The sequence below is a fragment of the Streptomyces sp. NPDC008137 genome, assembly GCF_042957035.1.
In the GTDB taxonomy this organism is placed as follows: domain Bacteria; phylum Actinomycetota; class Actinomycetes; order Streptomycetales; family Streptomycetaceae; genus Streptomyces.
Genome location: NZ_JBIBHN010000013.1, coordinates 135,137 through 147,216, shown reverse-complemented (window position 1 = coordinate 147,216; position 12,080 = coordinate 135,137). Strand labels below are relative to the sequence as shown.

Genomic DNA, 12,080 nt, shown 5'->3' with positions numbered 1-12,080 from the left:
GAGACCGATGTCTTTCCGCACCACCGCCGACTATGTCGAGGACGTCTCCCCGGGCAGCGGGGCCCTCGCGCCCCGCGCCTGGTACGCGTCCTCGGACGCCGCGTCCCTGTCGCTGAACGGCAGCTGGCGCTTCCGGCTGTCGGCCACCGTCGACGCCGAGGACGACTCGTTCGCCGAGGAGGGCTACGACGCCGAGGGCTGGGCCGAGGTCACGGTCCCCGGGCACTGGGTCCTCCAGGGCGACGGGGCGTTCGGGTCCCCGATCTACACCAACCACCTCTACCCCTTCCCGGTGGACCCGCCGCACGTCCCGACGGAGAACCCGACCGGTGACCATCTGCGGGTCTTCGACCTGCCGTCGGACTGGCCGGCGGACGGCGGGGCGGTGCTGCGGTTCGACGGCGTCGAGTCATGCGCCCGCCTCTGGCTGAACGGCACGGAGCTCGGCGAGTTCAAGGGCTCCCGGCTGCCGCACGAGTTCGCGGTGGGGCATCTGCTGAAGCCGGGCGGCAACGTCCTGGCGGTGCGGGTGCACCAGTGGTCGGCGGGCTCGTACCTGGAGGACCAGGACCAGTGGTGGCTGCCGGGCATCTTCCGTGACGTGACGTTGCTGCACCGACCGGCGGGCAGTGTGGGCGACTTCTTCGTGCACGCGTCGTACGACCACACCACCGGCGAGGGCACCCTGCGGGTCGACTCCGACGTCGAGGGGCGGGTGACCGTCCCGGGCCTGGACATCGATGTCGCGACCGGCGAGGCGGTGACGGTGGCCGTCGAGCCGTGGACCGCCGAGACGCCGAAGCTGTACGACGGTGTGCTGGCCACCGAGGGCGAGCGCGTGCCGCTGCGGATCGGTTTCCGTACCGTCGTGCTCGAGGACGGGCTGATCAAGGTCAACGGGAAGGCCGTCCTCTTCAAGGGCGTCAACCGGCACGAGTGGCACCCGGAGCAGGGCCGTGCCCTCGACCTGGAGACCATGCGCGAGGACGTGCTGCTGATGAAGCGGCACAACCTCAACGCCGTGCGCACCTCGCACTACCCGCCGCACCCGGCCTTCCTGGACCTGTGCGACGAGTACGGCCTGTGGGTCATCGACGAGTGCGACCTGGAGACCCACGGCTTCGTCGAGCAGGACTGGCGGGACAACCCGGTCGACGACGACCGCTGGACCCCGGCCCTGCTGGACCGCGCGGAGCGGATGGTCGAGCGGGACAAGAACCACCCGTCGGTGGTGTTCTGGTCGCTGGGCAACGAGGCCGGCACCGGCCGCGGGCTCACCGCGATGGCCGAGTGGATCCACGACCGCGACCCCGAGCGCCTCGTGCACTACGAGGGTGACTGGAACTGCCGCGACACGGACGTGTACTCGCGAATGTACGCCTTCCACGACGAGGTCGACAAGATCGGGCAGCGGCTCGACGGCGGGACCGGCAAGCGCCGGGAGCTTCCCTTCATCCAGTGCGAGTACGGGCACGCGATGGGCAACGGCCCGGGCGGGCTCGCCGACTACCAGGAGCTGTTCGAGAAGCACGAGCGGCTCCAGGGCGGGTTCATCTGGGAGTGGATCGACCACGGCGTCAGGCACGCCGAGCTGGGTTACGCGTACGGCGGTGACTTCGGCGAGGAACTGCACGACGGCAACTTCGTCTGCGACGGGCTGGTCTTCCCGGACCGGACGCCGTCGCCCGGCCTGATCGAGTACAAGAAGGTCATCGAGCCGGTCCGTATCGAGGGCGACGGCACGAGCGGCACCGTGCGGATCACCAACAAGCAGGACTTCGCCGACCTGTCCGCGCTGGCCTTCGAGTGGTCGTGCCAGGTGGACGGCGAGACCGTCGAGTCGGGGCCGCTGGCGGTGCCGGTGCTCGTACCGGGCGAGTCGGCCGAGGTGAAGCTGCCCGAGCCGCCCGCGGACGGCCGGGGCGGCGAACGCCAGTGGACGGTGCGGGCGCTGCTCGCCGAGGACACGGTCTGGGGTCCGAAGGACCATGTCGTGGCCTGGGGGCAGTTCGCCGTCGGGGCACGGCCGCTGCCGTCCTTCCCGGCGAGCGACCGGCCCGTGGCCGGCCCGGACCGGATCACCCTCGGTCCGGCCGAGTTCGACCCCCGCACCGGCGCCCTGCGCTCGATCGGCGGGGTGACGGTCGGCGCGGCGCCCAAGCTGGACGTGTGGCGGGCGCCGACCGACAACGACGACGGCGCGGAATGGCAGACCGACACCCGCTACGGGATGCTGTGGCGCACGCTCGGCCTGCACCGGATGCGGCACCGCCTGGTCTCGGTCGAGGCCGGCGACGACGCGCTGACGGTCCGGACCCGGGTGGCGCCCGCGGCCCGCGAGGTCGGCCTGGACACGGTGTACCGCTGGACGTCCGACGGCGAACGGCTGCGGCTGACCGTGTCCGTGACCCCGGAGGGCGACTGGACGGTGCCGCTGCCCCGGCTCGGTGTCCGCTTCGGGCTGGCCGAGGCCGACCGGGTGGAGTGGTTCGGCGGCGGTCCGGGCGAGGCGTACCCGGACACCAGGACGGCGTCGATGGTGGGCCGCTGGCAGTCGACGGTGGACGGGCTGCAGACGCCGTACGTCCGTCCGCAGGAGAACGGTGCCCGTGCCGACGTCCGCTGGGTGGAGCTGGGCGGGCTGCGGATCGAGGGCGACCCGGAATTCTGGTTCACCGCGCGGCGCTGGACGACCGAGCAGCTCGAGGCGGCCCGGCACCGCACCGACCTCACGGCCGGCGACACGGTGTGGGTCAACCTCGACCACGGGCAGCACGGCATCGGCTCGCAGTCGTGCGGTCCGGGCCCGCTGCCGCGGTACTTCCTGAAGGCGGAGCCGGCGGAGTTCTCGTTCGTGTTCTCGACCACCAGGTAAGAAACCTGTTAATCGATTGACCGATTGATCGACATTCCGACAGGGTCGGGATGTCATCCGCGGCCGGTCGGCCCTAGAGCCGACCGGCCGCAGCCGTGTTCATCGCATGGAAGCAGGTGGGTCGATTGAGTGTCGCCATCGAGGTCCGCGGGCTGTCCCGGACCTTCCACACCACGGTCCGCCGCCCCGGTGTCCTGGGCGCCGTCCGCTCGCTCGTCAACCCCGAGCGGGTGGCCAAGCACGCCGTCTCCGACATCACCTTCGACGTGGCCCCGGGCGAACTCCTCGCCCTGCTCGGCCCGAACGGCGCCGGCAAGTCCACCACCATCAAGATGCTGACCGGCATCCTCACCCCCACCTCCGGCGAGGCCCGGGTCGCGGGCGTCGTGCCGTACCGGGAGCGGGAACGCAACGCCCGGAACGTCGGCGCGGTGTTCGGGCAGCGCACCCAGCTCTGGTGGGACCTGCCGGTGCGCGAGTCGTTCGCGATCCTGCGGGACATCTACGAGGTGCCGAAGGCCGAGCACGCCGCCCGGCTGAAGGAGTTCGACGAGATCCTGGGCCTGTCGTCCTTCTGGGACACCCGGGTCCGCCATCTCTCCCTCGGCCAGCGGGTGCGCAGCGACCTGGCCGCCGCCCTGCTGCACGATCCGCCGGTGGTCTTCCTCGACGAGCCGACCATCGGCATGGACGTGGTGGTCAAGGAGCAGGTGCGGGAGTTCCTGCGTCACCAGGTGGAGCAGCGCGGCCGTACGGTCCTGCTGACCACGCACGACATGACGGAGGTCGAGCGGCTCGCGGAGCGGGTGGTGCTGGTCAACCACGGCCGGCTGATGCTGGACGGCGACCTCGACGAGATCCGCCGCAAGTTCGGCTCCACCTGGCAGGTGCGGGCCACCCTCGCCGACCCGCACGCCGAGGTCCTGCCGCCGCCCGGCACCGCGCTCCTGCGGCACAGCGGCGCACACGTCGTCTTCGGCCCCGACGGGCCCGGCGCCCCCACCGTCCACCAGGCGCTCAAGGCGGTGATCGAGCGGTACGAGGTGACCGACATCGCCCTGGACGAGGCGGACCTGGAGGACGTGATGCGGGCCGCGTACGCGCATGCCGGGGAGGTCTGACATGGCCGTGCCGCACGCCTGGCGCGCCGCCCGCGTCACCCCGCTGGGCGAGCTGAACGCGCCGCCCCGGATGACGGCCGTCGCCCTGCGGCTGGCCGTGCAGGTGGTGCTGGTCTGGTCGCTGTGGCGCGGCCTGTACGCGCACTCCGGCACGACCGCCGGCCTGAGCCGGGACCAGGCCGTCACCTACGCCGTACTGGCCGTACTGGCCTCCCGGCTGCGGGAGCTGGACCAGTACGCGGGCCGGGACACGGTCCTCCAGCACATGCACTTCGGCACCATCGTCTACTGGTACCTGCGCCCGCTGCCGCCGCAGCGCTACTACGCCCTGCGGGCCGCGGGCGAGCAGTTGTACGGGCTCGCGTGGGCGCTGACCGGGTACGTGATCTGCCTGGCCGCCGGGCTCGTCGACCCGCCCCGCTCGGCCGCCGTGGCCGGGGTTTTCGTAGTGAGCATGCTGCTGGGCCAGTGGGTCCTGTACTACGTCATGCTCGTGCTCGACCAGTTGTGCTTCTGGACGATCCGCAACACCGCCGCGATGCTCATCCTGCTGTTCGCGCAGAACCTGCTGTCCGGTGTGTACGCGCCGCTGTGGTTCTTCCCTGACTGGTTCGTGACGATGAGCGCCTTCCTGCCCTTCCAGGCCACGCTGAGCGTGCCGCTGTCGCTGTACGTGGGCCGGATTCCCTTGTCCGACGCGGCCTTCCAGCTCTGTGTGCAGGCCGGGTGGGTCGTGGTGCTGGCGTTGTTCACCCGGCTGCTGTGGCGGCGGGCCGCCCGGCGCGTGATCTCGCAGGGAGGCTGAGATGTCGCTGAAGGCTCTGCGGATCGTGTGGCGCGTGACGGCGCTCAACTTCCGCGCGCAGATGGAGTACCGCACCGAGTTCCTGCTGATGATCGCGATCGGGGCGATCTGGCAGGTGTCGGTGATCGTCTTCGCCACGGTGCTGCTGACCCGGTTCGCCGGGATGGGCGGCTGGGACAGCTCGGACGTGCTGCTGATCCCGGCGACGCGCATGCTGGCGCACGGCCTGTTCGTGCTGTTCCTGGGGCGGATGCACTGGGCCGGCCGACAGGTCCAGGAGGGCCGGATCGACATCTACCTGATGCGCCCGATGCCGGTGCACCGGCAGATCCAACTGGCGTTCTTCCCCACCAACGCCATCGGGGACCTCACGGTGGCGGCGGGCCTGATGGTGGGCGCGCTGTCCCGCAGCGACCTGGACTGGACTGCGGGCCGGATCACGTATCTGATCGCGGCCGTGCTGGGCGGCATGCTCCTGGAGGCGGCCCTGTTCACGGTCGTGGCCGGCGCGTCCCTGCGCTTCCCGGCCGCCGACATGTGGGGCCGCTGGCTGGAGGAACTCCTCGGCACGTTCGGCAGCTATCCGCTGAACGTGCTGCCCAAGGCCGTGGGAGGACTCCTGACCTACGGCCTCCCGCTCGCGTTCGTCGCCTACTTCCCGACGGCGGTGCTGACCGGGCACGGCCATACGACCGGTGTGCCGTACTGGCTGGCGGCGGCCTCACCGCTGCTCGGGCTGCTGGCGTATCTGGGGGCACGGGTGCTGTGGCGGTGGAGTCTGCGGCACTACAGCGGGGTCAACGGCTGACGGGCCGGCCCGCCCCGCGCACCGGGGTGAACAGGGCGGCTACGGCAAGCAGGACGCAGGTCGCTCCGGCGGCCAGGGCGACCGGCGTCGTGCCCTGTTCCTCCGCGGCCCAGGTCAGCACGGCGGCGCCGATCGGTGCCGCCGCGTAGTGCAGGGTCCAGAACGCGGAGGTGACCCGGCCCAGGAGGTGTTCCGGGGTCACCTCCTGGCGGAGCGACATCGAACAGGTGCCTCCCATGGCGGCGCAGCCGAGGAAGGCGGCGCACAGGGCCGCGACCACGGGCACGTCCCGGGCCCAGCCGAGACCGGCGAAGGCGAGCCCGCACACCGCGACCGAGCCGGCCCACGTCGGCCCGAAGCCCAGGCGTCGACGGATCCGGGCCACGAGCAGGGCGCCGGCGATGGTGCCGAGCGCGCCGGCCGCCATGACGGTGCCGACCGTGCCGTCGTCCTGGCCGAGGTCGTGCTTGAGGTGGTAGATGACCAGGTCGTGGATCCCGAGGGTGAGGAAGCTGAAGACGAACAGCAGGACGGTGAGCGAGCGCAGCACGGGGTGGCCGTAGAGGAAGGAGACGCCGGTGCGCAGGTCCTGCCACAGTCCGGCGCGCGTGCCCGGCTGTTCGTCCGGGGCGCGTCTGCGGAACCGTACGAAGAACAGGAGCGCCGCCGAGACCCCGAAGCTGGCCGCGTTCACGCCGACCGCGGCGGCCGGGCCGGACCAGGCGGCGACCAGCCCGGCGCACAGCGGCCCCAGCACCCCCGCTGCGGCGGCCGTGGCGTTCAACCGGCCGTTGGCCTCGGTGAGTTGCCCGGTGCCGACCAGGCCGCGTACGACGGTGACGTAGCCGACCGCGAACAGCATGCCGACGGCCTCGCACAGCGGCAGCACCGCGTACAGCAGCCAGATCCGCGGGCCCAACAGCCACACCAGGGGGATCACCCCGTACAGCCCCATCCGTACGAGGTCGCAGGTGATGAGCAGCCGGCGCCGGTCCACCCGGTCCACCACCGCCCCGGCGAACACGGCCGCGAGGACCGACGCCGCCCCGCCCACGGCGGTCAGCAGCCCCATCCGCGCGACCGAGCCCGTCGCCTCCAGGACCAGCAGGGGCAGGGCGATCAGGGCGAAGGAGTCACCGAGGACGGAGAGGGTCTGCGCGGTCCAGAAGATCCCGAAGTCCCGCTGCCGCCACAGCGGGCGGGTGCCGCGGCGGGTACCGCGTAAGCCGTCGTCGCCGGTGTCCGAGGGCGTGCCGCCGCCGGGCTCGTCCTCGCGCCGTGCCGCCTCGTGCGTCATGCGCCCTCCCCCGTCGCCGATGCACGGCAACCTTACGGTCCTCAGCGGCGACCGGGGGATGTCGCACCCGCATCCTCACCTCCCCCTGGAGGAGCCATGCCGCACACCCCCGACAGGCACCGCTCCCTTCGTCTGCCCACGCTCGCCGCCACGGGCACCCTGCTCGCCACGGCCACGGTCGCGCTCCCGCAGCTCACGGCTTCCAGGCGCACTTCGTCGTCGGCCAGCTGCCGTCCTCCATGAAGGCGAACCTGAAGCGCTGCTCCGACCTCGGCCTGGAGGTGTCGATCAGCGAACTCGACGTCCGCATCCCGCTGCCGGCGTCGTCGGCCGAGCTGGCCCAGCAGTCCACCGACTACAAGACGGCCACGGAGAACTGCCTGGGCGTGCCCCGCTGCGCGGGCGTCACGGTCTGGGGCATCACCGACGAGTACTCCTGGGTGCCGGGCACGTTCAGCGGTTACGGGGCGGCCCTGCCGTACAGCGAGACCTACGGCGCGAAGCCCGCGTACCAGGGGCTCTCCGACGGGCTCGATCCGCAGGCGTAGGCGGAAGAAAACCGTTACCGGCGGGCGGTGCGGGCGCAGTAGCGTCCGCACCGTGAGCGACACACTGGCGGCCTTCACCGCAAGGGCGACCGAGGATCCCGCGGTCGTGGGTCTGGTCCTCAGCGGCTCCCAGGTCCACGAGGGCATGCCGACCGTCCATTCCGACCACGACCTGCATGTCATCGTCGGGGACGAAGCACCTTCGTCCCTCACCGAACTGAACGGATTCCGCTCGGCCCGCCTCGACCTCGTCGTCATCCCGCTGGCCGAGTTCCGCACCCGCGGTATGCCCGGCCGCCCCGATCACTTCGCGCGCTACTCCTACGTCCACGCGGAGGTACTGCTCGACCGCCTCGACGGGACGATCGCGCGGATCCTCGACGAGAAGCGGAGCCTGGGCGCGGAAGAGGCCCGGGCCGCGGTCGACGGCTGGCTCGACGCCTACGTCAACCAGGCCTACCGCTCCCTGAAGAGCTACCGCGACGGCCACCCGGACATGGGCCACCTGGACGGCGCCGAGTCCGTCCCCTACGCCCTGGAGGTGCTCTTCGCGCTGCACCGCCGCGTCCGGCCCTACAACAAGTACCTGCGGTGGGAGCTGGAGCGCAGCCCGCTGGGCGACCGGCGGTGGGAGGCGGACCGGCTGCTGCCGGTCGTGGAACGGCTGCTCGCCGACGGCGACCCGGACACGCAGCGTGCGCTCTTCACCGACCTCGAGGAGGCGGCGCGGAGGGCCGGGCACGGCGAGGTCCTCGACTCCTGGGGGCCGGACCTGGAGCTGCTGCGTCACTCCTGACGCCGGGGCGTCTCCCACTGTTTTCCCGACTTCCCTTGCGTACCGAGGGTGTTGCCCCCGAACCTGAGCACCGTTCACTTTTCTTCCCCCTCCGCTCCCTCCCCTCCCCGACCGGAGACACCCCCCATGAAGAGACTGATCGGCACGCTCATGGCCGCCGCCCTGGCCGTCACGGGCCTGGCCGCCACCGCCGCGACACCCGCCGTCGCCGCGGACTCCGGCTCCTTCAACGTCCTCACCTACAACGTCGCGGGCCTCCCCGAGGGCCTGAGCTCCGGCAGTCCGGAGAAGAACACCCCGCTGATCTCCCCTCGCCTCGGGGCGTACGACATCGTCAATGTGCAGGAGGACTTCAACTACCACGCGGCCCTGTACGCGGGCGACGACCACGCCCACCGCACCGCGACCAGCGGTGGCGTGCCGTTCGGGGACGGCCTCAACACCCTCTCGGACCATCCCTTCGAGGACTTCCAGCGGGTGAAGTGGAACAACTGCACCGGTACCAACTGCCTTACGCCCAAGGGATTCTCGCTGGCCCGGGTACGGCTCGCCGAGGGTGTCTTCGTGGACCTCTACAACGTGCACACGAACGCGGACGCCACGGACGACGCGCTCGCCGCCCGCCGGGCCAACGTCGAGCAGCTCTCGGACTTCATCCAGGCGAACTCCGCGGGCAACGCGGTGATCGTCATGGGCGACACGAACACGCGGTACACGCGCTCCGGCGACAACATCCGCACGCTGCTGAGCGAGAACGGCCTCACCGACGCGTGGGTCCAGCGGGTGAAGGGCGGGACGCCCCCGGCCCAGGGCAGCGACGCGCTCGTCTGCCCCACGACAGCGCCCACGAACGACTGCGAGGTCGTGGACAAGGTCCTCTACCGAGGCAGCAGGCTGCTCAGCCTGAACGCGACCCGCTACAGCAACGAGTGGGCGTCCTTCCTCGACCCGGCCGGTGCCAACCTGTCCGACCACTTCCCGCACGCGGTCGACTTCTCCTACACGCTCGACTCCTCCCTGCGCGCGAGCGACTTCTTCGGCGGTCCGCACGGCACGGCCTTCAACGACGCGGACGACCTGCCGACGACCCCGGCGCCTCGCACGCTGACCCTGCGCGGCAGCGCCCGCCTGGACGCGGTGTCCCTGACCCACGACGGCGGTACGACGCTCAGCCACGGCGGCACGGGCGGCACGGCGACGTCCCTGACGCTGGCGGCCGGTGAGCACCTGACCTCCGTGAAGCTCACGCAGGGACAGAAGGACGGCCGGACGCGCCTGTTCTCCGCGGCGTTCTCGACCGACAAGGGCCGCACCCTGTCCACCGGCACGGCCACGTCCGACGCGAAGACCTTCACGGCCCCTGCCGGGCGACAGATCGTGGGCTTCACCGGCCGCGCGGGAGCCGAAGTCGACAAGCTGGGGGTGGTCTACGCCCCGATCCGCTGAGTCCGCGAATCAGCGGATCGGCGGGCGCAGGGCCGTCAGGTCGGCCGGCAGCAGTTCCGGGTGGTACGTCGCCAGGGCCGCGCCGCCGAGCCACCAGCCACGGTGGACCAGGGCCCGGCACAGGCCCGGGTCGAGGCGGTCGAAGACGGTCGGGACGAGGGCCAGGTGCCGGTTGTCGAAGGCGGGCTGTTCGGCGAAGGCGGCGCGCCAGCGGCGCAGGGCGTCCGGGCCGTCGGCCGGGAAGTCGGTGGAGAGCTGGACGAGGACTCCCCGGCGGGCACCGCGCGGCAGTTCGCCGTCCGGGCCCGCCGCCCTCGCCCTCTCGAAGCGGTCGACGACGGCCCGGGTCCGCAGCGTGGTGCTCTGCCGGTACAGCAGTGAGTTCGCCCGGGCCAGGTCGCGGACGACGGGGACGCGCCCGTACACACCGGGGCGCAGCAGTCCTCCGGCGTTGAGGGCGCACAGGAAGGTGTGGCGGTAGCGGTCCCCGTCGATGGCCTCCAGGCCGGTGTTGTCGTACGTACCGCCGTCGAGCAGCGCGGGCGCGTGGGTGGCGCACGGGAAGGGACGTCGGTCGAGGACGACGGGCGGGAAGGCGCCGGGCACCGCCGCGGAGGCCGACACGGCCCGGCTCAGCCGCAGCCCCGAGCCGGCGGTGGGCACGAGGCCGATGGTGTAGTCGCCGTAGACGTCGCGTTCGAAGGTGAAGCGGGCACCGGTGGTCAGGTTGGCCGCGTTGACGATCCAGCGCACCTGCGGGTCCAGCCGCTCCAGTTCGGCCTTCTCGAAGAACCACTCGTCCAGGCGTCCGGCCAGGAGGTCGGTGCGGGTCGTGGAGCCAGGGGTACGCCACAGCCCGCGCAGGAGGGCCCGCTTGAGGGAGCGGGAGGAGACACGGTCGACGACCGGGTCGATGACGAGTTCGTCCACGGCGCGCGCGGTGAAGCCCTCCTGCCGCAGCGCGGGCCAGGCCGTGGCCAGGCAGCCGTTGGCGATCGAGCCGCCGGACACGGAGGAGGAGTAGCGCAGCCGGGCCAGCAGCCCGGTGTCGGCCAGCAGCCGGACGAAGCCCAGTGCGGCGAGGGTGGCGCGGAATCCTCCGCCGGACATCGCGAGCGCGACCGGGTGCGCCGTGGCGGGCGGTTCGGCCGGGCGGAGGGTGTCACCGCAGGGGCGGGCCGTGAGGCCGGTGCCGACGGCGGGCGAGTCCACGATCCATCCCGGAGCGGCGGGCGTCATGGTCCCGGCCGGTGGCGCGGACGGGGCGGGGGCGTGCCGGGTGGAGGTCATGGCCGGTCTCCGATCGTGACGACGAGCGCCTGCTCGGCGGGCTCCCGGACGTCCACGCCGAACGCGCGGCCCTCGCTCAGCCGCGTCAGTTCCTCCTCGGCGAACGGGATGTGGTTGGTCAGGTGGACGACGTACTCGTCGTCCGGTGCCCGGGACTCGACGAGCCAGCGCAGGGTGTCCTCGTTGGGATGGTGGTGGCGGACGCCGTCGGCGGAGACGACGTAGTGGTCGGCCCGCACCTGCTCGAAGAAGCCGGCTTCCACGTTGCGGTCGCTGCCGTGGTGCGGCAGCTTCAGCAGATCGACGTGCAGCGGTTCCGAGTCGTCGAGCAGGCCGAGATCGCGCAGCCCGGTCAGGACGTGGTCGCCGCGGGCGTCGCCGGTGAGCAGCGCGGTGCGGCCGTCGTGGCGCAGCAGCAGGACGATGCTGGAGAGGTTCTGCACCGACGAGTCGGAGTACGCCGCCGTGATGACGTCGGGGTCCCCGCGCTGCTTCGCCTTGCGCCAGCGTTCCTCCAGCTCCTCCAGGGCCGCTTCGTCGGGCGCGACGACCGTGACGTCCAGGTCGGCGAGGGTGGCCTCGGCGCCCTCGGTGAGCGGTCCGCCGAACGGGGTGTTGCCGTCCAGGTGCAGTGCGCTTGCCGCGTTGCGGATGTCGCGGCCCTGCTGGTAGCTGGCGCCGAACGCCGCGTCGGTGGCGGCCCGTTCGAGGAGCGGCCGGACGGAGGCGCTCAGGCCGGGGGCGCGCTTGTCGACGAGTTCCTCCACGGAGTTGAACCACAGGGCGTCCACCGCGTACGGCGGGGCGTCCCCGTCCTGCTGGGCCTGCCGCATCTCACGGAAGAGCCGTACGAGTCCGCCGGCGTGGTCGTCGTCGACGTGGGAGAGGCAGACGACGTCGAGGTGCGGCGGGCCGTCTCCGCCGGCTGTTCCGAGCTGCTGGAGCCGGCCGCGGAGCGTGGCCCGGTAGACGCCTGTGGGACCGCCGTCGACGAGCATGACCCGTTCGTCGGGTGCGCCCCAGCGGACGAGGAAGCAGTCGCCGTGCCGGGCGTCGAGGAAATCGAAGGTATACATGTCAACCTGCCTGGCTGG

The 12,080-nt window shown here is 71.9% G+C and carries 10 protein-coding genes; 7 read left to right on the top strand and 3 right to left on the bottom strand.

The genetic code is table 11. The features are described from left to right. Window positions 1–7: 7 nt before the first annotated feature. The 4 genes from ACFZBT_RS21950 to ACFZBT_RS21935 all read left to right on the top strand — a co-directional run bounded on the left by ACFZBT_RS21950 (window position 8) and on the right by ACFZBT_RS21935 (window position 5,609). Entirely contained in the window at window positions 8–2,875 is a 2,868-nt protein-coding gene (locus ACFZBT_RS21950) for a glycoside hydrolase family 2 TIM barrel-domain containing protein (RefSeq protein ID WP_391105913.1), read from the top strand. A 125-nt stretch (window positions 2,876–3,000) separates the two neighbouring features. Then, complete coding sequence (locus ACFZBT_RS21945) at window positions 3,001–3,996, top strand: ATP-binding cassette domain-containing protein (protein ID WP_391105911.1); 996 nt, start codon at window positions 3,001–3,003, stop codon at window positions 3,994–3,996. A 1-nt stretch (window position 3,997) separates the two neighbouring features. Next, window positions 3,998–4,801 carry an ABC-2 family transporter protein gene (locus tag ACFZBT_RS21940; protein ID WP_391105909.1) on the top strand — a complete coding sequence of 268 codons (804 nt, stop codon included), beginning with the start codon at window positions 3,998–4,000 and terminating at the stop codon, window positions 4,799–4,801. Between the two features lies 1 nt (window position 4,802). Beyond that, window positions 4,803–5,609, top strand: coding sequence for an ABC-2 family transporter protein (locus ACFZBT_RS21935; RefSeq protein ID WP_391105908.1), 807 nt, complete (start codon window positions 4,803–4,805; stop codon window positions 5,607–5,609). Here the strand turns inward: ACFZBT_RS21935 and ACFZBT_RS21930 are convergent. Continuing rightward, window positions 5,599–6,906, bottom strand: coding sequence for an MFS transporter (locus ACFZBT_RS21930; RefSeq protein ID WP_391105906.1), 1,308 nt, complete (start codon window positions 6,904–6,906; stop codon window positions 5,599–5,601). The two genes, ACFZBT_RS21935 and ACFZBT_RS21930, sit on opposite strands and share 11 nt — an antisense overlap. Between ACFZBT_RS21930 and ACFZBT_RS21925 the strand changes: the two genes are divergently transcribed. The 3 genes from ACFZBT_RS21925 to ACFZBT_RS21915 all read left to right on the top strand — a co-directional run bounded on the left by ACFZBT_RS21925 (window position 6,888) and on the right by ACFZBT_RS21915 (window position 9,696). Then, window positions 6,888–7,454 (top strand): endo-1,4-beta-xylanase, encoded by a 567-nt coding sequence (locus ACFZBT_RS21925; protein WP_391105904.1) that lies wholly within the window; start codon window positions 6,888–6,890, stop codon window positions 7,452–7,454. The two genes, ACFZBT_RS21930 and ACFZBT_RS21925, sit on opposite strands and share 19 nt — an antisense overlap. A 52-nt stretch (window positions 7,455–7,506) precedes the next feature. Beyond that, window positions 7,507–8,250 carry a hypothetical protein gene (locus ACFZBT_RS21920; RefSeq protein WP_391105902.1) on the top strand — a complete coding sequence of 248 codons (744 nt, stop codon included), beginning with the start codon at window positions 7,507–7,509 and terminating at the stop codon, window positions 8,248–8,250. Between the two features lie 126 nt (window positions 8,251–8,376). Continuing rightward, window positions 8,377–9,696, top strand: a complete 1,320-nt coding sequence (locus ACFZBT_RS21915; RefSeq protein ID WP_391105900.1) for a jacalin-like lectin — start codon at window positions 8,377–8,379, stop codon at window positions 9,694–9,696. 9 nt (window positions 9,697–9,705) lie between these two features. On the opposite strand, the gene ACFZBT_RS21910 is transcribed toward ACFZBT_RS21915, so the two are convergent. Both ACFZBT_RS21910 and ACFZBT_RS21905 read right to left on the bottom strand, forming a co-directional pair. Next, window positions 9,706–10,986, bottom strand: coding sequence for a patatin-like phospholipase family protein (locus ACFZBT_RS21910; protein WP_391105898.1), 1,281 nt, complete (start codon window positions 10,984–10,986; stop codon window positions 9,706–9,708). Then, window positions 10,983–12,062 carry an MBL fold metallo-hydrolase gene (locus tag ACFZBT_RS21905; RefSeq protein WP_391105896.1) on the bottom strand — a complete coding sequence of 360 codons (1,080 nt, stop codon included), beginning with the start codon at window positions 12,060–12,062 and terminating at the stop codon, window positions 10,983–10,985. The genes ACFZBT_RS21910 and ACFZBT_RS21905 overlap by 4 nt, the downstream gene beginning before the upstream one ends. Window positions 12,063–12,080: the final 18 nt, after the last annotated feature.

Excerpts from the sequence above, each read along its gene's own strand:
- ACFZBT_RS21950 (WP_391105913.1), top strand. The coding sequence starts at position 8 with ATGTCTTTCCGCACCACCGCCGACTATGTCGAGGACGTCTCCCCGGGC.
- ACFZBT_RS21940 (WP_391105909.1), top strand. The coding sequence starts at position 3,998 with ATGGCCGTGCCGCACGCCTGGCGCGCCGCCCGCGTCACCCCGCTGGGC.
- ACFZBT_RS21935 (WP_391105908.1), top strand. The coding sequence starts at position 4,803 with ATGTCGCTGAAGGCTCTGCGGATCGTGTGGCGCGTGACGGCGCTCAAC.
- ACFZBT_RS21930 (WP_391105906.1), bottom strand. The coding sequence starts at position 6,906 with ATGACGCACGAGGCGGCACGGCGCGAGGACGAGCCCGGCGGCGGCACG.
- ACFZBT_RS21915 (WP_391105900.1), top strand. The coding sequence starts at position 8,377 with ATGAAGAGACTGATCGGCACGCTCATGGCCGCCGCCCTGGCCGTCACG.
- ACFZBT_RS21910 (WP_391105898.1), bottom strand. The coding sequence starts at position 10,986 with ATGACCTCCACCCGGCACGCCCCCGCCCCGTCCGCGCCACCGGCCGGG.
- ACFZBT_RS21905 (WP_391105896.1), bottom strand. The coding sequence starts at position 12,062 with ATGTATACCTTCGATTTCCTCGACGCCCGGCACGGCGACTGCTTCCTC.